Annotated in this window: 19 protein-coding genes; 5 read left to right on the top strand and 14 right to left on the bottom strand. The window is 61.1% G+C overall.

From position 1 onward, the window contains the following. Positions 1-12 precede the first annotated feature (12 nt). Genes LF599_RS16630 through LF599_RS16615 form a run of 4 tightly spaced genes read right to left on the bottom strand, consistent with a single transcriptional unit; the run spans position 13 to position 3,704 of the window. Positions 13-759, bottom strand: coding sequence for a LarC family nickel insertion protein (locus LF599_RS16630; protein WP_279521582.1), 747 nt, complete (start codon positions 757-759; stop codon positions 13-15). Further along, positions 756-1,541, bottom strand: coding sequence for a nickel pincer cofactor biosynthesis protein LarB (gene larB, locus LF599_RS16625; RefSeq protein WP_279521581.1), 786 nt, complete (start codon positions 1,539-1,541; stop codon positions 756-758). The genes LF599_RS16630 and larB overlap by 4 nt, the downstream gene beginning before the upstream one ends. Beyond that, the gene (locus tag LF599_RS16620; protein ID WP_279521580.1) at positions 1,517-2,272 is read right to left on the bottom strand and encodes an ATP-dependent sacrificial sulfur transferase LarE; all 756 of its coding nucleotides are present in this window, start codon (positions 2,270-2,272) and stop codon (positions 1,517-1,519) included. Before LF599_RS16620 ends, larB begins: the two co-directional genes overlap by 25 nt. A 31-nt stretch (positions 2,273-2,303) precedes the next feature. Next, positions 2,304-3,704 (bottom strand): MATE family efflux transporter, encoded by a 1,401-nt coding sequence (locus LF599_RS16615; protein WP_279521579.1) that lies wholly within the window; start codon positions 3,702-3,704, stop codon positions 2,304-2,306. Positions 3,705-3,863: 159 nt separating this feature from the next. Here LF599_RS16615 and LF599_RS16610 point away from each other — a divergent pair, with 159 nt between their 5' ends. The 3 genes from LF599_RS16610 to LF599_RS16600 all read left to right on the top strand — a co-directional run bounded on the left by LF599_RS16610 (position 3,864) and on the right by LF599_RS16600 (position 5,524). Further along, positions 3,864-4,376 (top strand): MarR family winged helix-turn-helix transcriptional regulator, encoded by a 513-nt coding sequence (locus tag LF599_RS16610; RefSeq protein WP_279521578.1) that lies wholly within the window; start codon positions 3,864-3,866, stop codon positions 4,374-4,376. A gap of 481 nt (positions 4,377-4,857) precedes the next feature. Then, the gene (locus LF599_RS16605) at positions 4,858-5,109 is read left to right on the top strand and encodes a helix-turn-helix domain-containing protein (protein WP_279521577.1); all 252 of its coding nucleotides are present in this window, start codon (positions 4,858-4,860) and stop codon (positions 5,107-5,109) included. A 10-nt stretch (positions 5,110-5,119) separates the two neighbouring features. Next, positions 5,120-5,524 (top strand): hypothetical protein, encoded by a 405-nt coding sequence (locus tag LF599_RS16600; RefSeq protein ID WP_279521576.1) that lies wholly within the window; start codon positions 5,120-5,122, stop codon positions 5,522-5,524. Between the two features lie 404 nt (positions 5,525-5,928). Here LF599_RS16600 and smpB read toward each other — a convergent pair whose 3' ends face one another. From smpB to bioB, 7 genes are all read right to left on the bottom strand, one after another. Next, complete coding sequence (gene smpB, locus LF599_RS16595; RefSeq protein WP_279521575.1) at positions 5,929-6,411, bottom strand: SsrA-binding protein SmpB; 483 nt, start codon at positions 6,409-6,411, stop codon at positions 5,929-5,931. A 3-nt stretch (positions 6,412-6,414) separates the two neighbouring features. After that, positions 6,415-8,196, bottom strand: a complete 1,782-nt coding sequence (ptsP, locus tag LF599_RS16590) for a phosphoenolpyruvate--protein phosphotransferase (RefSeq protein WP_279521574.1) — start codon at positions 8,194-8,196, stop codon at positions 6,415-6,417. Further along, the gene (locus tag LF599_RS16585; protein WP_269940306.1) at positions 8,197-8,502 is read right to left on the bottom strand and encodes an HPr family phosphocarrier protein; all 306 of its coding nucleotides are present in this window, start codon (positions 8,500-8,502) and stop codon (positions 8,197-8,199) included. A gap of 49 nt (positions 8,503-8,551) precedes the next feature. Next, complete coding sequence (locus tag LF599_RS16580) at positions 8,552-9,343, bottom strand: PTS system mannose/fructose/sorbose family transporter subunit IID (RefSeq protein ID WP_279521573.1); 792 nt, start codon at positions 9,341-9,343, stop codon at positions 8,552-8,554. An 11-nt stretch (positions 9,344-9,354) separates the two neighbouring features. Then, positions 9,355-9,903: a biotin transporter BioY gene (locus LF599_RS16575; RefSeq protein WP_279521572.1), complete on the bottom strand. Its 549-nt coding sequence runs from the start codon at positions 9,901-9,903 to the stop codon at positions 9,355-9,357. A gap of 77 nt (positions 9,904-9,980) precedes the next feature. Continuing rightward, positions 9,981-10,553, bottom strand: coding sequence for a biotin transporter BioY (locus LF599_RS16570; protein ID WP_279521571.1), 573 nt, complete (start codon positions 10,551-10,553; stop codon positions 9,981-9,983). Positions 10,554-10,558: 5 nt separating this feature from the next. Next, positions 10,559-11,533 carry a biotin synthase BioB gene (gene bioB, locus LF599_RS16565; protein ID WP_279521570.1) on the bottom strand — a complete coding sequence of 325 codons (975 nt, stop codon included), beginning with the start codon at positions 11,531-11,533 and terminating at the stop codon, positions 10,559-10,561. 151 nt (positions 11,534-11,684) lie between these two features. Between bioB and LF599_RS16560 the strand changes: the two genes are divergently transcribed. After that, positions 11,685-11,900, top strand: a complete 216-nt coding sequence (locus LF599_RS16560; protein WP_279521569.1) for a hypothetical protein — start codon at positions 11,685-11,687, stop codon at positions 11,898-11,900. Between the two features lie 87 nt (positions 11,901-11,987). On the opposite strand, the gene rsmI is transcribed toward LF599_RS16560, so the two are convergent. Both rsmI and LF599_RS16550 read right to left on the bottom strand, forming a co-directional pair. Beyond that, positions 11,988-12,818, bottom strand: a complete 831-nt coding sequence (gene rsmI, locus LF599_RS16555; protein WP_279521568.1) for a 16S rRNA (cytidine(1402)-2'-O)-methyltransferase — start codon at positions 12,816-12,818, stop codon at positions 11,988-11,990. Continuing rightward, positions 12,815-13,291: a YraN family protein gene (locus LF599_RS16550; RefSeq protein ID WP_404823725.1), complete on the bottom strand. Its 477-nt coding sequence runs from the start codon at positions 13,289-13,291 to the stop codon at positions 12,815-12,817. The genes rsmI and LF599_RS16550 overlap by 4 nt, the downstream gene beginning before the upstream one ends. Positions 13,292-13,324: 33 nt before the next feature. Between LF599_RS16550 and LF599_RS16545 the strand changes: the two genes are divergently transcribed. Beyond that, the gene (locus LF599_RS16545; protein ID WP_279521567.1) at positions 13,325-14,431 is read left to right on the top strand and encodes a Gfo/Idh/MocA family protein; all 1,107 of its coding nucleotides are present in this window, start codon (positions 13,325-13,327) and stop codon (positions 14,429-14,431) included. Between the two features lie 2,415 nt (positions 14,432-16,846). Here the strand turns inward: LF599_RS16545 and LF599_RS16540 are convergent. Continuing rightward, positions 16,847-17,518: a D-lyxose/D-mannose family sugar isomerase gene (locus LF599_RS16540; protein ID WP_279521566.1), complete on the bottom strand. Its 672-nt coding sequence runs from the start codon at positions 17,516-17,518 to the stop codon at positions 16,847-16,849. Positions 17,519-17,674: the final 156 nt, after the last annotated feature.

The raw sequence follows: 17,674 nt of genomic DNA, 5'->3' as shown, positions 1-17,674 counted from the left end.
ACTCCGCGGCCGTTATTCCGAAACCTTCGCCAGGACCATGGCCCGGACATAGGTTGGCTGTTCATCCGAGGACCGTCCGCCCGAACCGTAGCCCACGCCGAGGAGGGTGCCGAGGGGCAGGGGACCGAAACCTTCCGCAACGGTCCGCAAGATGGCCAGGCCGGTGGGGGTGGCGCGCTCCATTGAGCAGTCGGAGCCGAAGGTGGCCAGCCCCTTGGCCAGTTCCGCGCAAGCCGGTGCGGGAACAGGCATTCTGCCGTGTGCGCAGTCCACGAAACCAGACCCGAGATCAACCGGGCTGCAAACCACCCGATCGGCCTCCAGCGCGTCCAGGAGAATCATGGAACCGCAAATATCCGCAAGGGTGTCCACAGCCCCGATTTCATGAAAATGCACCTGTTCCAAATCCACCCCGTGGACCTTGGCCTCGGCCTCGCCAAGCAGACGCAACGCCTCGATGGCTCGGGCTCCGGCTCGGCCGCCCAGACCGCTTTCCCCGATGATCCGGCACAGATCCGTGTAATGGCGCAAGGGCTGCTCCCGCGTCTGGAGCACGTCCACGTGCATGGTGCGGATGCCCGCGATCCGCTTCTCGGTCCATTCAAGGCCGAAGCCGTCGAGTCCGAGGCGAGCCAATTCGCCTTCCAGGTGGGCAAATCCCCGGCCGGGACCGCGCCATTCCTCAAGGGCATGGCTCAGGGCCGAAAGGAGCATGTCGCCGCTCACTCCAGTGGAGCAGTCGAGATATACCGTGTTCATATGGCGTCATCCGCGCTGGCGGCACACGCCAGCATGTTGATCTTGTGCGCGAGATACCCCGCGCCGAAGCCGTTATCGATATTCACCACCCCGATGCCCGGGGCGCACGAGTTCATCATGGTCAGCAGGGCGGCAAGGCCCTGAAAATTGGCCCCGTACCCCACGCTGGTGGGCACCGCCACGATGGGCGGCAGGGCCAGCCCCCCGACAACGGAGGGAAGGGCACCCTCCATGCCCGCCACGGCCACGATCACAGACGCGCCGTTAAGCTCCTCCATGACGGAGAAGAGCCGGTGGATGCCCGCCACGCCACAGTCGAAATACCTTTCCACGCGGCTTCCCAGGAACTCGGCCGTGCCCGCCGCCTCTTCGGCAACAGGCATATCCGAAGTGCCGGCCGAAACAATCACCACCTTGCCCGCCGGAGCGGCAGGCGGCTCACCTATGGAGAGCAGCCCGGAAACAGGATCGAAGCGGGCCTTTGCAACGGCCCGCACAGCCTCGAAGTGGGCCTGTTCGGCCTTGGTGCCGAGCACGCGTCCGTTGTGCCGGTTGAGATGATCGAATATGGACGCCACCTGATCGGGGCTCTTGCCCGCGCAGTAGACCACCTCGGGACCGCCTGTGCGCAGCTCGCGCAACTGGTCGATCTTGGCGCAGCCGGTCTCGATGAAGGACTGCCGAAGCAGCTCCTTCTTCAACTTCTCCCGCGACACATGCCCGGCCTCGAATTCATCGAGAAGACGGTCCAGGCTCATCAGCTCCACTCCCTGAATCGGCATGATCCAAACCCGATCGCCTCCGCAACGGCCACGATCTTATCACGATTTTTCATCATTATTCCGCCAAACTGCGGAAGATGCTCCACGGTTGCCATCAGATTATCAGGGCGCACCCTGACCGTGTCGGCTCCAAGAGAGTGTAAAAAGGTTTCCAGGTCGGCCACACGGCCCAAATCCCCGGCCGCAAGCTCTACGCCTTCGGAAATTCGGGTAGCCAGACAGCTCTCGGACGGGGCGTCCCAGTTGGGCAGCCCCGCCTCGCGCGCAAGGCTTCTTATTTCCGACTTGCCCAGCCCGGCGTCGGCAAGGACGGAATACACGCCGAACTCGCGCACGGCGCGCAGGCCGGGTCTTGCCGGATCGTCCTCGGCGTTGGTCCCGTCGATCAACAGGCTTTCGCCGCCGACAGCGTCGCGCATCGCGCCGAAAACCAGCCGCTTGCAGTGATAACAACGGTCGGAAAGATTGCGCCGGACCTCGGAAGAGGCGAGAGCGGACATATCCAGAACATGGTGTTCGATGCCGATTCGCTCGGCCGCTTCAGCCGCGCGGAGCCGGTCCCGCTTGGGGGTCAGCTCGCTGGACACGGTGCAGGCCACGGCTCTGTCGCCGAGTGCCATGAACGCGGCGGCGGCCGCCAGCCCGCTGTCGACTCCGCCGGACAGGGCCACGGCTGCGCGACCTTCACCCGCGCGATCGGCGATGAGAGAGGCAAGATGTTGCAGGCTCATTATCCGAGCCTAGCCCACACTACAGCCCGGTTCAACCCATTTCAGGCCCGTCGCCGCGGCCTATGAGGTCGATGCGCCGCCACGGACCGCGAATGAATCGGGCCGTAAAGATGACAGCCAGGACGATCACGTAGATAAGCAGGAACAACCACGGCCAGTGGATATTGGTGATGCCCAGCCAGCTCAGCACGAGCATGGGAATGACAATGCTGGCGATGGACGCGGTCCCCATGACAAGCATGATGAACCGTGTGTCGCCCGCGCCCTTGAGCCCGCCCATGTACACAATGACAACGGCGTCGCACACGGTGAAGACCGCGGCGTAGCGCATAAGCGTTCTGCCCATTTGCAACACCGCGTCGAAATCGGCTCCGGCATCGCCGCTGGCGCGGAACAGGTTGAGCAGGTACTCCGGCATGACCCAGAAGACCACGGCCATGACGCACATATAGGCCAGGGCCAGGTGAAGCACCGAATGGGTGGCGAACGCCGCGCGGTCCGGATTGCCGTCCCCCATGGCCTGGCCGACCATGATGCTGGCGGCCACATGCAGGCCGATGGTGGGCATGAAGGCGAGATTGTAGATGGAAAAGACTGCGCTGGTCGAAGCCAATTCAACAGCCCCGAACCGCCCGACAATGAAGACGAAAAAGGAAATGGCGAACATATCCAGGAAAAACTGGACTCCGCCGGGCAGCCCGAACTTCAGGAACCGTCCGAACAACTTCCTGTCAAACCGCCAGCCGGACAGGACCTTGAACTTCCGCTCGTTCCTGGGCGTGAAGATCAGCACCATATAGACGATCAACGGCACGATAAATCCGATCACGGTCGCCAGACCCGCTCCGGCGATGCCCATCTCGGGGAAGGGGCCAACGCCGTTGATGAGGCAATAATCCAGCGGAATGTTGATGAAAATGCCGCCCACGCTGATAAGCATGACCGGCTTGGTCAGGCCTCGCCCGGCAAAGAAATTGGACAGGCAAAGCCCGAGCAGACAGGGCAGGCTGCCCACCGTGAGAATCTGAAAATAGACAACCTCAAGCCTTCGCAGCTCCTCCGGGTGACCGCCCAACTGGAAGAGGGGATCGGCGATGAATCCGAGCGAGGCCAAAAAAAGCCCGGCGGGAATGCAGAACCAGATGCCTTGCCAAAGGGCGCGCCCCACGCTTTCCGGGCGACATGCGCCGGTGTACTGCGCGATGAAGACATTGACGTATTCGGACACGCCCATGAAAAACGAAAGGAAAAGAAAGGCCATTACATTGGCCGGAAGGGCGGCACCCAGCGCTTCAAGAGAGTAGTTGCCAAGAAAGATACGGTCCGTGAAGGTCATGGCCGTGTTGGAAATCATGCTCACGACCAGCGGCAGCCCGATGCTCAGCGCCTCTCCGTACCCGCCTTGCGCGTTCCAACGTTTCACCAAATTCATACTTTTTTACCCTGCCGGATACCTGGTTCCATACGCCACGGCACACTATACCGGCGGCTCTTGACGGTAAAGCTGAATCATTGCATTTACCCTCCGTTGTAAAACAAAGCACAGCGTGCTATATAATTTATCTCCATAACTCCAACGCACGCAGGCATCATGGAAATTGCACCGGAGCACCTTTTCTTCCCGGCCATGTCCCGTTTCCAACGACTCTATTCAAAAGGTCTGTCGAAACGGCTTGATCCCCACGGCGTCAAGCCGGGGTATCTCGACGTGTTCTTCAGACTATGGGAAGAGGATGGCATAACCCAAAAGACGCTCCTCGAATCCATGGACGTGGAGCAGGCCACCTTGTCCAATACCCTCAAGCGGATGGAGCGCGACGGGTTCCTCGTCCGCGAACGCAACCCGGTCGACCGCCGACAGTCCGTCATTGTACTCACCCCCATGGGCGCAAGCCTGCGCAAGATCGTCATGGCCGCCATCGACGACCTCCAGGCCGTGGTCAACACACGCCTGAGCATCAACGACCGCCGCTACTTCCGCCGCATCCTCGCCCAGATGACCGATCACCTTGTTCATGACCTGGATGACGCCACCCTGGTGCTTCTTGACGAACTGGAAGAATCGGACGACACAGTCCTCCTCGTCCATGAGATTCAAAAATAGCCCAACCCCCATTCCACAATAAACCACAACGTGTTTTACAGGACCTCATTCCTCTTATTCAGACCGCTTTCCGCGCGGCTTTGCCTCGTGCGTCACCTTCAACGGCCGCAGACATCTCCAAAGTCGTGCCGATTGCCCGCCCCCTGCGGCCCCGCTTCATGAAAAGCATTCGTAACCCATCGAATTTATACTTTTTGCTTTCAACTACAGTCACAGTCCAACAACGACTCCGCAATCGTGCCTTTTCCCCACCACCAAAGAGCAGAGCGGTTTCTTAAATGTCCAATTCGTGGTTTTTCCCCATTATTTTTTAAGCCGAAATCTGGTATGAAATCCCTAAATAACAACAACGTCCTGTAATTGTTTTTCATAAGGCAATCTCTAGACAATCTCTAGGCTTAGAGCGACAACAGTGTACTTTGTTGACAATCTTTGACACCCTATGTCAAAGAATGAACATCATAGGTCGGATTAAGACATTATGGACAACTCAGATGCGCCCAGACCGCCCACGCTGCTTACCGTGCGGGAAGTTGCGGACTATTTGCGGGTACACCAGAGAACAGCCTATCGGCTGATTACGAACGGCACCATCCGAGCCGTCAAGATCGGCAGCCAGTGGCGGGTGCCCGAACCGGCCTTAATGGAATTTTTAGAGAGTGGAATGAAGCCCTCGGCCCCCAAAGGCAAGAGGAAGGCCGAGCCGGATCAATTCAAACTCCCTCTGGACTAAGGAGAACGGCATGTCGAAAAAAATGGTTGGCGGTTATGACGGGAGCGACCCGATCTTGAACGTTGCCCTGCCCAATGACTTCGGCGAGGATCTCAAGGTTACCGGCCGTCTCATTGGCGAAGAAATGTATTTTGACGACGACACCGGCATGTTGACCATGGAAAAGCTCTACCGCGCCGAAGACGAACAGCTCGCCTACAGCATCATCTCCGCCATCGGACACGCCCGCGAACGCCGCGCCTACCGCCTTGAAGAACGCGAAGAGAGCTGCATCGTCAGCAACGGCAGCCTGACCCTCGAATTCAACTACGACCAACTCTTCGAACTCCTGGCCGTCGCCATGGAATCCGAAAAGGAAAGCGACGCTGGACAGGTCTGCGAACAAGTCCGTCGCAAGCTCGCCGCAAACGAATAATTTCCGCGATCATATCGCATGTAAAAAGGAGCCTCGACGGCTCCTTTTTTTATGTCTGATTTCCGCAGCATAAAGCTTGGAACCCGGGGCGCCGCCCCGGACCCCGCCAAGGAACCTTTTGAAAAAGGTTCCCTGGACCCTCCAAAACTTTTCATGTGCCTTCGGCAAGGGTGTCGACAACCAAGGCTTCAACCTTCCTACAAAGGACCAAGATCCCTGTTTCAAGAAGGGACCAAACTCACAGGACCATCCACACACCCCCTAAGCGCCCCAAAAAGTTTTGTAAGTAAGGGGGGAGGGGGGTCGGGGGGAAGGGGAGAAGGAAAGCCCTTTTTCAAAGGGTTTCCTTCTCCCCTTCCCCCGGCCGCCGGAGGCAAAAAAACTAAAGAAGTAAAAAAAAGAAGCTACTTATACGAAGCCAACTGGCGCTGTGTGTCGCGGGCGATGTCGCGGTCTTTGAGGTCCTGCTTCTTGGAGTGGACGTTCTTGCCGCGTCCGAGGCCGAGCTGGACCTTCACCTTGCCGCGGCTGAAGTACATCTTCATGGGCACCACGGAGAGGCCTTTTTGTTCGGTCTTGGCCTGGAGCATGTCGATTTCATGCTTGTGCAGAAGAAGCCGCCGGGCGCGTTCGGGAGCGTGCTGGTCGTAGATGCCGGTCTTTTCGTAGGGGGCGATATGCACGCCCACCAGGAAGGCGGAGCCGGAGCGAAAGGAGACATAGCCGTCCTTGAACGAGACCTGTCCGCCGCGCAGGGACTTCACTTCGGAGCCAACAAGGGAGATGCCCGCCTCCAGGGTCTCAAGGATCTCGTAGAGGCGGCGGGCTTGCTTGTTGACCGCGATGGTGTCGGGGGAAAGGGTCTTGTTCTTTTTCTTTTTGGCCATGATTTAACTGGGTTGCTCGTCGTTTTCGAGCAGGGAGGAGAAGAAGGTGACTTCTTCTGGAAAGTGCTTGAAGATGTTGTCCATCACCAGATTGTTGATGCGGCTGACCGTGCGGCATTCCAGAACATCCTTGAGGAGCAGACGGCAGTCGTGCATGTTCGTCTGCCGGATGATCCGTTTGATTCCGGGAATGGCCTGGGGGGTCATGGAGATGGAGTCGATGCCCATTCCGAGCAGGATGGGCACGCAGAACGGGTCCGACGCCACCTCACCGCAAAGGGACACTTCTATGCCTGCCTGGTGCGCGGCGTCAACCACCAATTTGATGGCTCGCAGCGTTGCGGGGTGCAGGGGCTGGTAGAGATAGGACACGTGGCGGTTGGTCCGGTCCACGCCGATGGAGTACTGGATGAGGTCATTGGTCCCGATGGAGAAGAAGTCCACCTCATGGGCCAGGAACTCGGCGATGAACACGGCGGCGGGCAGTTCGATCATGGTCCCCAGCGGCATGTCCGGATCGTACTTCACGCCTTCGCGGCGCAGTTCGGCCTTGGCCTGGGCCAGCCACGCCTTTGCCTGGCGGATCTCCTTGACGCCCGAGATCATTGGAAACATGAGCGAGACGTTGCCGTAGGCCGAGGCGCGCAGGATGGCCCGGAGCTGTGTTTTGAACAGCTGCGGGTTCTTGAGGCAGAAGCGGATGGCGCGCAGACCCATGGCCGGGTTGGTCTCGTTGAGTTCGCCGAAGGTGGAGATGAATTTGTCGCTGCCGAGGTCGAGGGTGCGGAAGACCACCTTTCGCGGGGCCATGATGGCGGCCAGGTCAATGTATTTTTCGGCCAGCTCTTCCTCGGTGGGCAGGCTGGTCCGGTTGAGGTAGGCGTATTCCGTGCGGTACAGGCCCACGCCCTCGCCGCCGTTGTCCAGCACCGCCGTGACTTCCTCCACCAGCTCTATGTTGGCCTGGACCATGACGCGGGAGCCGTCGAAGGTCTCGGCGGGCAGGTGGCAGTGGCGACGTATCTTGCGCGTGTAGTCCTCGAACAGGGCGGCCCGTTCGTTGTAGTCGGCCAGCTCAGATTCGGTGGGGTTGACCACGATTTTTCCGGTCAGCCCGTCGATGATGACCAGATCGCCGTCGTGGATTTCCTCAAGCCTGCCCACGCCCACGAGGGCGGGGATGTTGAGGGACCGGGCCATGATGCCGGTGTGGGAGGTTTTGCCGCCGCGCACTGTGGCGAAGGCCATGATCTTGTCCACCTGAAGCTCGACGGTGTCCGCCGGGGTCAGGTCGTGGGCCATGATGATGGCTCGGCCGGAGATGGAGTTCAGGTCGGACTTGACGCCCATGAGCTTGATCTGGACTTTTTCGGCCACCACGCGCACGTCCTGCATACGTTCGCGAATGTACTGGTCCTTGATGGCCTCGAAGGCGGCCTCCTGGTCGGAGACGGCCTTTTCGAGCGCCCAGGCCGCGTTCAGGCCCAGGGTTTCGATATATTTTTCGGCGGACCCGGACAGCTTGGGGTCCTTGAGCATCATCAGATGTGTATCGATAAGGGAACCGTGGCTCTTGAGCTCTTCGGGCACCTGTTCGCGGATGGAGGCCAGCTCCTTTTCCACGGACTTGAAGGCGGCGTGGAGGCGTTCGATCTCCGCGGGCATGTCTTCGGCGGCGACGATCTGCCGAGGCAGGTTCGCCATGTGATTCCGGTTGACGAAATAGGCCTTGCCGATGGCAATGCCGGTGGCGACCGGTATGCCCGTGAGGGTCGTGTCTGCCATTTATGCCTCTTCGAATTTGTTCAGGAACAATGCTTCAAGCCGATTGAGCGCGGCTTCGGCGTCCGAGCCTTCGGCGCGAAGCTCCACCATGTTGCCCGGGCCTGCGGCCAGGGTCAGTATATCAAGGATGGATTTGGCGTCCACCGTCTGGCCGTCGTGCACCAGGGAGATGTTCGCTTCGAAGGCCTGGGCCTCCTGCGCCAGTCGTCCCGCGGGCCGGGCGTGCAGCCCGTTCTCGGAGGCGACGATGACCTTCCTTGATAGGTATTCCGGCGCTTCGTCGGTATTATTGTTTGCGTCCGTCATTATATAAACCTGCTTTTCACGTCGTGGTTATGTCCGATTGGGAAGGAAATCACAAGCCAAAAGCGTGTTCGGCGAGTGCCTCGATCCACGGAAAAAGTTCGATGAAGCCGACGAATACGGCTACGGCCAACACCCGCGAGAGGATGCCGGTGCGCACATAGCGTCCGAAGAGCATGAGCGCGGCCAGGCCGATGACGAATTCCCACCAGTCGTAAGGGCGCGGCCAGATGAGCGTCCACAGCCATAGCAGCAGGGCCGCGTTGGCGTACTTGACCTTGGTGCCCCAGTTGATGAGGTCCCACCGCCGGAGTTTTTCCAGGAAGCGGAATCCCTGCTTCACCCCGCCCGCGAAGGTGTATGCGCGGAACGCCTGGAGTCCGATGAACATGAACAGCCCCAGCAGGAAGGCCGCGACCGGGTATCCGGTCAGGAGCAGACAGATGGTCAGCAGAGCCCAGAAGATGAGCAGGCTGCCCGCGAAGACGGAATCGCCGATGGCGGACAGGGTGTAGCTGGTGGTGTCCCGGACCTTGGACAGCATGTGCGCCGGGAAGTGCCCGGCGCTGATGGTGGTCTCCACGTTCAGGAGGATGCCGACCATGCACGGAGTCCAGAACGGGTGCGATTGGTAATGGCGCGCATAGCGCTTGAGGGCGGTGCGGAGTTCCTTGGGGTCCTGGTGGATGGCCCGGAGTCCCGGCTGCATGGCGTACATGAGCCCAATGTTCTGCATTCCCCGTGTGTTGAAGGCCGCGCCCGCCAGATAGCAGCGCAGGAAGCTGCGCAGGAAGGCCATCGTTTTTGTGTCGGCCTGTAGCCGGGGGAAGCCGTGAACCGCCATGGGCATTCCGATCAGGTGCGCATGGGCAGGAGCCCGACGCGGATAAGGTGTCTGCCCGTGATGACGGCGAGCGAGGTTTTGATGAGGCCCCAGAGGATGAACGGGGCCACTCCCGCCGCCCAGGTCCTGGTCCAGGTCAGGTCGAGGGAAAACTTGAGCCAGGCCGCGCCCATGGTGAAGAGGACGACCATGCCCAGGATGCCGAAGACGAATCCGCGCGCCCAGGAGATGCTCTCGTCGGTACGGGCCAGTCCCGCGATGAAGGCGTAGAAAATGAAGCCGATCAGGAAGCCGCCGGTGGGGCCGCACAGGTGTCCCAGGCCGGACTTGCCGCCCGCGAAAACGGGCAGCCCGGCGATTCCGGCCAGGAGGTACAGGCCAACGGCCAGCGCGCCCCGTTTGGGGCCCAGTGCGAATCCGGCCAAGGCGACGAAAAAGGTTTGCAGGGAGACGGGAACCGGCCCGATAGGCAGGTTCAGGTAGGCGCCGGCTCCGATGAGGGCGGCCATGAGCGCGGTCCAGGTCAGGCGGTGGATATCAGTCAGGGGGGTGGTCTTCATTGCGGACATCCTATCAGGTTATGGGCGGGAGCGCATCAAAGCACAGACGCCCCCGGCTGTCCAGTGGGTACGGGCGGTTACGCCTGGCGGCCGTCGGGCGTCAGACCCAGGCGGACCATGTGCCGGGCGGCGGCCAGCGCCGCGACCACCTTGATGATGTCCCAGGGAATGAAGGGCAGCACGCCCACGGCCGCGGCCTTGGTCCAACTGAGGTCCAGGACGGTCTTGAGCCAGGCCGCGCCCAGGGCGTAGGCGACGCACACGGCGGCCAGTCCGGCCAGTGTGCCCCGGAACCAGGGCAGGGCGCCTTCCCGGGTGCGGGCCAGGCCGCAGACGAAGGCCGTGCCCAAAAAACCGATCAGGTAGCCGCCCGTGGGGCCGAGCAGGTATCCGAGTCCGGACTTGCCGCCCGCGAACACGGGCAGGCCGATGGTTCCGGCCAGGAGGTACAGGGCCATCGCCAGAACCGCGTGCCGGGGGCCGAGCAGGTATCCGGCCAGGAAGATGAAGAAGGGCTGCATGGACACCGGCACCGGGCCGATGGGCACGATGAGGTACGCGCCGGCACCGATGAGGGCGGCCGAGAGCGCGGTCCAGACGAGCTTGTGCAGGGAGGCCAGGGGGGAATCGGGCAGGGCGTTTCGGGTCATGCGGATCACTCCTTTGCCGGGATCAGTCCGGCCCGGCTCAGCGCGGCGAGGTCGGCGTCGGCGTCGCCGCCCCGGGTGGTCAGATAGTCGCCGATCATAAGGCCGCTCGCCCCGGCGGTCAGCACTTCGTCGCGGCGGTCTTGTCCGAAAACCGTGGGCCGTCCGCCGCAGATGCGCAGTTGTCGGTCCGGCAGCAGGAATCGATACAGGGCGATGATCTTGAGCGCCTCCTCCGGGGAGAGCGGGGCGCGGTCCTCCAATGGCGTGCCCGGAATGGGCGTCAGGAAATTCATGGGCACGGACGGAACGCCTAGTTCGCGGAGGAGCAGGGCCAGCTCCACGCGGTCGTCCCAGGTCTCGCCGATGCCGAAGATGCCGCCCGAGCAGACGTACAGCCCGGCGTCGAGCCCGGCCCGCACCGCGTTCACGTCCTCTTCATAGGCGTGGGTGGTGCACATCTTCGGGAAGTGCCGGGCCGAGGTCTCCAGGTTGTGATGATAGCCACGCAATCCGGCTTTTTTCAGTCGCGTGAGCTGCGTCCGGTCGAGAATGCCCGGCGACAGGTCTGGGACGAGCCCTTGCGCGGCCACGCTTCGCACCGCCGCCTCGAATCCGTCCAGGTCGGCCCCGCCGACCAGTTTGCCCGAGGCCACGATGCCGAACCGGGAGGCTCCAGCCGCCTTGGCCCGCGCTCCGGCGGCCGCGATCTCGTCCGCGTCCATCAGGGGGTATTCCGGGCTTTCGGCCGCGTGGTGGCCGGATTGGGCGCAGAAGGCGCAGTCCTCGGAGCAGGTGCCGGACTTGGCGTTGACGATGGCGCACAATCCCGTCTCGTTGCCGAAGTTGGCCGTGCGCACGCGGTGGGCGTGGGCGAGCAGCTCCGGCAGGCGTTCGGGGGCAAGTTCCATAAGGAACAATATCTCGGCGTCGGAGAGCGGGACGCCGTCGAGAGCCTTGCTGGCTATGGCGGTCAGGTTCATGGGAAATTTGTGGTGCAGCCGTGCCGATAAGTCAAGCCGGGACGCGGGCGGGCCAGCCTGGAATGTGAAGAAAAGAATTTGAAAACGGGGTTGCGCCGGGAGCGAAAAGGGGTAGGATTATCGCCGTTCTAAATTTTGGAGGTTCAAGTTGATGGAAGTAAGTATGTTTTTTGTGGGCGGGGTTCTGGTCATCGCGTTGATGTTTCTGCTGGCGAGCCTGGGGACGGCCATCCGTTCGTTTGTCGAGAATTGCTGTCCGGTCGTGTCCCGTATGGCCGCCCGGTTCGCGCGTCGTCTCTCCTGCCTGTTTTCCGAGTCCGAAGATTTTTACTGCTTCTTTCACAAGGACTCCCTTTACGGGAACTAGACGTCCTCCCAAGCCTGTTGCAAAACCGGAAGGCCGGAAGCGGAATTATCCCGCTTCCGGCCTTCCGGTCTTTTGGCTGTCGTGCGATCAGTCGCGCATGAGGGCGTAGATTTCCTTGGCCGTCCATCCTTCGCTCCGTTCGGCCACTCGCCGGGCGATCTCCTTGGGCTTGCCCCCGGCCTCGGCCTCTTCGGCGATGCGTTTGAGAATGACCGCCTCGTCGGTTTCACCATCCGAGTCGGCGCCCGGTCCGATAATGACGGTCAGCTCGCCGCGCAGCTCGAAATCGAAATCGTCGAGCGCGCCGAGATTGCCGCGCAGGAATTCCTCGTACTCCTTGGTCAGCTCCCGGGCCACGCAGAAGTCACGTTCCCCGAGGATGTCGCGGGCAATGGCCAGCGTGCCCGCCAGTCGGGTCTTGCGCTCGAACAGGACCAGGGTGGCCCCGGTGTCGCGGTGGGCGGCGAAGAGCTTTTCCGTATGGCTCTTCTTGCGCGGCGGGAACCCCAGAAAGGTGTAGGGCAGGGGCGGAAGCCCCGAGGCTGACAGGGCCGTGACCGGCGCGCTGGGGCCGGGTACGGGCGTGACCCGGAATCCCTGTTCGCGGCAGGCGCGCACGAGAGTGAATCCGGGATCGGACAAGAGCGGGGTGCCCGCGTCCGAAATGAGCGCCACGGACAAGCCCTCGCCCAGCAGGTCCAGGACCTTGGGCAGCTTCTTGTCCTCGTTGTGCTCGAAAAAGGAAATCAGCCTGCCGTGGCGGGCCAGGCCCAGCCGCTTGAACAGCAGCCCGGCCCTTCGGGTGTCTTCGGCCAGTATCACGTCAGCGTCCATCAGGACGTTGCGCGCCCGGGGCGACAGGTCGTCCGCATTGCCCAGAGGGGTTGCCACTACAAACAGGGTGCCGGTTTCGCTCATGCTCTTTGTCCGTCCAGTTGAAAGACGTTCTCCTCAATTTCCACATCCAGGGACATGCCCGTGTCCGTGACCGAGGCCAGGTCGAACCTGCACGGCTCGTCCCAGAGGTCGTGCTCGGTCAGATAGTGGCTGGCCGCCTTGATGAGCCGGGCCTGCTTGGCGCGCGTCAGGGCTTCGCCCGGCGCGGCCATGGACCCGGCCCTGCGCGTCTTGACCTCGACGAAGACCACGGTGTCCCCGTCGCGGCAGACCAGGTCCAGCTCCCATTGCCGGTATCGCCAGTTGCGGGCCAGCACCCTGAATCCCCTGGATTCGAGGTGCCGTGCAGCCGCGTCCTCGCCCGAAGCGCCAGTGTGCGCGGTCCGTTTCGAGGGCATGATTCTGGTCAGAATTCCCATGGCCGAAAGGGATAGCACAGGGCGTTCGGCTATGCCAGCGGAACCGGCTGGCGGGGTTCCCCGACGGCGCGACATGGTGTATGCTTCCGGGAAAAAAGAGGTGAAGATATGCTCAAATATGCCATGATCGGCGGCGGCCCCGGGGCTTTTGTCGGCGACGTGCACCGGCGCGCATTGTCCCTGAACGGGCAGGCGGATCTCGTGGCGGGTTGTTTCTCGCGGGACCTGGAAAAGAGCCGGGTTTTGGGCCGGGAGCTTGGTCTGGATGAAGATCGGGTGTACGCCACCCCTGAGGAGCTGGCCCGTCTGGAGGCCGGGGATATCGATTTCGCCGTGGTGGTCACTTCCAATGAGGCTCACTACCCCAACGTCAAGGCGTGCCTCAAAAGCGGTATCAACGTCATGTGCGACAAGCCGTTCACCCACACCTCGGCCCAGGCCGAGGAACTGGTGGATATGGCCCGCGAAAGGGGGCTCGTCCTCGGCTTGACCTACACCTACGCGGGTTATCCCATGGTTCGGCAGATGCGCGAGATGATCGCGCGCGGCGACATCGGCGAGATCCGTTTCATCAACTGCGAGTATCCCCAGGGATGGCTGGCCGAACCGCTGGAGAACACCGGGCATGTCCAGGCGACCTGGCGTGCCGATCCCGTTCGCAGCGGCGGGACCCTGTCGCTCAGCGACGTGGGGTCGCACATCGAGTACCTCGTGCCTCATGTCACCGGCCTGAGACTGACCCGGCTCGCCGCCCGGCTCGATTCGTTGGTGGAAGGTCGGATTCTTGACGACAACGGCGTCATCCTGACGGAATACGACTCCGGCGCGCGCGGGGTGTACTGGTATTCCCAGGCCGCCACCGGGATGGTCAACGGTTTGAAGGTGCGCATCTTCGGCGACAAGGGCGGTCTGGAGTGGTTCCAGGAAGACCCCGATCATCTGCGATTCATGCCGATCAACGAGCCCGCCCGGCTCATCACGCGGGGCGCGCCCGCGCTGCTGCCCGGGGCCATGGCCTATTCGTACACCCCGGCGGGGCATCCCGAGGGATGGCTGCTCGCCTTCGCCAACATCTACAAGGCGTTTTGCGACACCCTCGCCACGGGTGCATCCGTGGATTTCCCCACCGGCGAGGATGGAGTGCGGGGTATACGTTTCATGGAGGCGTGTTTGGAGAGTTCGAAAAACAACACCGCCTGGCTTGAAGTGGGGTAGGTTTGGTTGGGGACAGCCGCCTGGAAGGGCGGCTGTATTGTTTGTTTCGCGGAGAGGCTGGAGGGGAGCGGAAGGTTCCTTTTTTTGCGGGATGGTGCGCCAGCTTGATAAGGCAGGCGCGCCTTTGGCGCGAGAGCCAGTGTGGAGGCTTTGCCTCCTCAGCTTCCATGCCCTCCCGGCGGGGTCCATTTCTTTTGCTGGCCCAAAAGAAATAGACGAAAGAAAAGGGCCTTGCGCCAGCTCGGCCGCCCGCAGGATCTTCGGCAAGAATCCGATCCGCTCGGGTCGGCTCCACCCGATCAAAAGTATAAGTCCTTCTCTGGTGGGCAGCTCCCCATTCTCGGTAGCACTTTCTTGTTCGTAACAGGAGCCGCCGTCCCTTCGCGGTCGGCTTCTACGCCGCTGATCCAGGGCTGGGATTGGCGATTCTCCGCAGGAGCTTGGTTGCGGGAGAGGGGGCTTTTTTGCTGGAGGATGTGCCAGCTTGTTAGGGCGGCGAGAGCCAGTGTGGAGGCTTTGCCTCCCCAGCTTCCATGCCCTTCGCGGGCGGCGGATCTTTTTTGCTTGCCCAAAAAAGAACCAAAAAAGGGCCTTGCGCCAGCTCGGCCGCCCGCGGGATCTTCGGCAAGAATCCGATCCGCTCGGGTCGGCTCCATCCCAGCAAAAGTATAGGTCCTTCTCTGGTGTACAGATCTCCACTCTCACCAGCACTTTCTTGCTCGTAACAGGAGCCGCCGTCCCTTCGCGGTCGGCTTCTACGCCGCTGATCCAGGGCTAGTGCTAGTAGGACCTTTAAGGGGGGGCGGTCGCCTTTGGGTGTTTTTAGGAGAACGAAGAGCCTGAAATAGGTCCTTCCCGCGTTGGAAGACAGGGCCTCGCTTGCGCGGAAGACATTCGAAAGCCGGGGCCTAGAGCCTGTCTGAAGCGGCGAAGCGTGGGCCGACTGCGTCTGCCAAAGGCAGACATCCTGTCGGGCAGCGAAAGCCGCTACAGGCTCTTGTCCACTGCTTTCGGGAGCACGCAGGGCCAAAAAGCGCAGTTTTTGCTTCCTTTTTTCTGCGCCAGCAAAAAAGGAAGTCGCCGTAAAGGCGAAATAACACGTAAAGATGACGTGCATCGTCGAACGTGAAGCGCGCTAATATCCACGCGCTACATCACACTTGCCTTTGGGAGGGCCTTCGTTTCGCTCATGGGTGTTCCTTTGAGAACGAAGAACCTAAATGAGCCTTCCCGCGTTGGAAGACAGGGCCTCGCTTGCGCGGGAGACGTTCGAAAGCCGGGGCCTAGAGCCTGTCTGAAGCGGCGAAGCGTGGGCCGACTGCGTCTGCCAAAGGCAGACATCCTGTCGGGCAGCGAAAGCCGCTACAGGCTCTTGTCCACTGCTTTCGGGAGCACGCAGGGCCGAAAAGCGCAGTTTTTGCTTCCTTTTTTCTGCGCCAGCAAAAAAGGAAGTCGCCGTAAAGGCGAAACAACACGTAAGGATGCCGTGCACCGTAGAACGCGAAGCGCGCTAATATCCACGCGCTACATCACACTTGCCTTTGGGAGGGCCTTCATTTCGCTTATGGAAGCTCCTTCGAGAACGAAGAACCTAAATGAGCCTTCCTGCGTTGGAAGACAGGACCTCGCTTGCGCGGGAGACGTTCGAAAGCCGGGGCCTAGAGCCTGTCTGAAGCGGCGAAGCGTGGGCCGACTGCGTCTGCCAAAGGCAGACATCCTGTCGGCCAGCGAAAGCCGCTACAGGCTCTTGGCCACTGCTTTCGGGAGTACGCAGGGCCAAAAAAGCGCAGTTTTTGCTTCCTTTTTTCTGCGCCAGCAAAAAAGGAAGTCGCCGTAAAGGCGAAACAAAACGTAACGATGCCGTGCACCGTAGAACGCGAAGCGCGCTAATATCCACGCGCTACATCACACTTGCCTTTGGGAGGGTCTTCATTTCGCTTATGGAAGCTCCTTCGAGAACGAAGAACCCAAATGAGCCTTCCCGCGTTGGAAGACAGAACCTCGCTTGCGCGGGAGACGTTCGAAAGCCGGGGCCTAGAGCCTGTCTGAAGCGGCGAAGCGTAGGCCGACTGCGTCTGCCAAAGGCAGACATCCTGTCGGGCAGCGAAAGCCGCTACAGGCTCTTGGCCTCGGCTTTCGGGAGTACGCAGGGCCGAAAAGCGCAGTTTTTGCTTCCTTTTTTCTGCGCCAGCAAAAAAGGAAGTCGCCGTAAAGGCGAAACGAAACGTAAGGATAACCTACACCGTCGAACGCGAAGCGCGGCAACTTCTCCAACTCTACGTCACCGCATCCTCGCCCCCTCCCCAAAAAAGAGTCAGCGTTCATAACAGGTAGGCCGAATTCAATCCGTTTTTTATAAAACAATAAAGGCCGCCCATACAGGCGGCCTTCCCCTTCCATCCGATGGAAAGAAACCTACACATAGTTCGGATAGTCGGTGCACAACAGGTGAAGCGGAGCTTCATCCTCGTCGATTTCGGGGAAACGGGCTTGCGGTTCATGGAACCGATTGTCGGTATTGTCGTCGTTCACCGACGACACCTCGCCCACCAGGACTTTGCCCTTGCCGGGCTCGCCGTAAAAGCGGTGGTACATGCCCTGTTCGAGAAATATGGATTCGCCGGGCGTGAGGACGATCTTGCCCCCGGGCTGGACTATGCGGGTAAACCCGTCCACGGATACGGCCAGCGGCTCACGCGCCAGGTCTTCGGAGGGGGTGGAGCCGTACAGCTCGATAACCAGGTTGCCGCCGCCCCGGTTGATGATGTCCTCGGTCTTGGACCAGTGGAAGTGCATGGGGCAGATTTGATCCTCTCGGACGATCATGATCTTTTCCGCATACTTCTTGGGGTGGTTGGCGGCCAGATTGCCGTTGCGCATGGTGAACAGGATCAGCCCCCTGTGCTCGAAATCGTCGGCCCCGTAGTCGGTCAAATCCCAGCCGAGCTGGTTTTGAACCACTTCGGACGCGCCTTTGCCCTTCCATTGCTCCGGGGACCAGAAGGCCCACGGGGGCAGGGCGAACCGGAAGGACGCGAAGAATTCCTTGGCGTCCCGTAAAAGGGCGTTGATTTCGCTGCGTTTCATGTTGTTTATCTAGGTGAGCCGGTTGTCCACGTCAAGTGGAAGCCGTGGCTGGCGCGGCTCCGGAATATTCCCCGTAACAAAAATAGGTGGCGTTCAGCATCGGCCGGGTATATAGGAAGGGCCTGCTCTGATGCTATGACCGCAACACGGGACGGC

The sequence above is a fragment of the Pseudodesulfovibrio thermohalotolerans genome, from assembly GCF_021353295.2.
GTDB classification, from domain to species: Bacteria; Desulfobacterota; Desulfovibrionia; order Desulfovibrionales; family Desulfovibrionaceae; genus Pseudodesulfovibrio; species Pseudodesulfovibrio thermohalotolerans.
This window is presented reverse-complemented; position numbering and strand designations above follow the sequence as displayed.

Excerpts from the sequence above, each read along its gene's own strand:
- LF599_RS16630 (WP_279521582.1), bottom strand. The coding sequence starts at position 759 with ATGAACACGGTATATCTCGACTGCTCCACTGGAGTGAGCGGCGACATG.
- larB (WP_279521581.1), bottom strand. The coding sequence starts at position 1,541 with ATGCCGATTCAGGGAGTGGAGCTGATGAGCCTGGACCGTCTTCTCGAT.
- LF599_RS16620 (WP_279521580.1), bottom strand. The coding sequence starts at position 2,272 with ATGAGCCTGCAACATCTTGCCTCTCTCATCGCCGATCGCGCGGGTGAA.
- LF599_RS16615 (WP_279521579.1), bottom strand. The coding sequence starts at position 3,704 with ATGAATTTGGTGAAACGTTGGAACGCGCAAGGCGGGTACGGAGAGGCG.
- LF599_RS16610 (WP_279521578.1), top strand. The coding sequence starts at position 3,864 with ATGGAAATTGCACCGGAGCACCTTTTCTTCCCGGCCATGTCCCGTTTC.
- LF599_RS16605 (WP_279521577.1), top strand. The coding sequence starts at position 4,858 with ATGGACAACTCAGATGCGCCCAGACCGCCCACGCTGCTTACCGTGCGG.
- LF599_RS16600 (WP_279521576.1), top strand. The coding sequence starts at position 5,120 with ATGTCGAAAAAAATGGTTGGCGGTTATGACGGGAGCGACCCGATCTTG.
- smpB (WP_279521575.1), bottom strand. The coding sequence starts at position 6,411 with ATGGCCAAAAAGAAAAAGAACAAGACCCTTTCCCCCGACACCATCGCG.
- ptsP (WP_279521574.1), bottom strand. The coding sequence starts at position 8,196 with ATGGCAGACACGACCCTCACGGGCATACCGGTCGCCACCGGCATTGCC.
- LF599_RS16585 (WP_269940306.1), bottom strand. The coding sequence starts at position 8,502 with ATGACGGACGCAAACAATAATACCGACGAAGCGCCGGAATACCTATCA.
- LF599_RS16580 (WP_279521573.1), bottom strand. The coding sequence starts at position 9,343 with ATGGCGGTTCACGGCTTCCCCCGGCTACAGGCCGACACAAAAACGATG.
- LF599_RS16575 (WP_279521572.1), bottom strand. The coding sequence starts at position 9,903 with ATGAAGACCACCCCCCTGACTGATATCCACCGCCTGACCTGGACCGCG.
- LF599_RS16570 (WP_279521571.1), bottom strand. The coding sequence starts at position 10,553 with ATGACCCGAAACGCCCTGCCCGATTCCCCCCTGGCCTCCCTGCACAAG.
- bioB (WP_279521570.1), bottom strand. The coding sequence starts at position 11,533 with ATGAACCTGACCGCCATAGCCAGCAAGGCTCTCGACGGCGTCCCGCTC.
- LF599_RS16560 (WP_279521569.1), top strand. The coding sequence starts at position 11,685 with ATGGAAGTAAGTATGTTTTTTGTGGGCGGGGTTCTGGTCATCGCGTTG.
- rsmI (WP_279521568.1), bottom strand. The coding sequence starts at position 12,818 with ATGAGCGAAACCGGCACCCTGTTTGTAGTGGCAACCCCTCTGGGCAAT.
- LF599_RS16550 (WP_404823725.1), bottom strand. The coding sequence starts at position 13,291 with ATGTCGCGCCGTCGGGGAACCCCGCCAGCCGGTTCCGCTGGCATAGCC.
- LF599_RS16545 (WP_279521567.1), top strand. The coding sequence starts at position 13,325 with ATGCTCAAATATGCCATGATCGGCGGCGGCCCCGGGGCTTTTGTCGGC.
- LF599_RS16540 (WP_279521566.1), bottom strand. The coding sequence starts at position 17,518 with ATGAAACGCAGCGAAATCAACGCCCTTTTACGGGACGCCAAGGAATTC.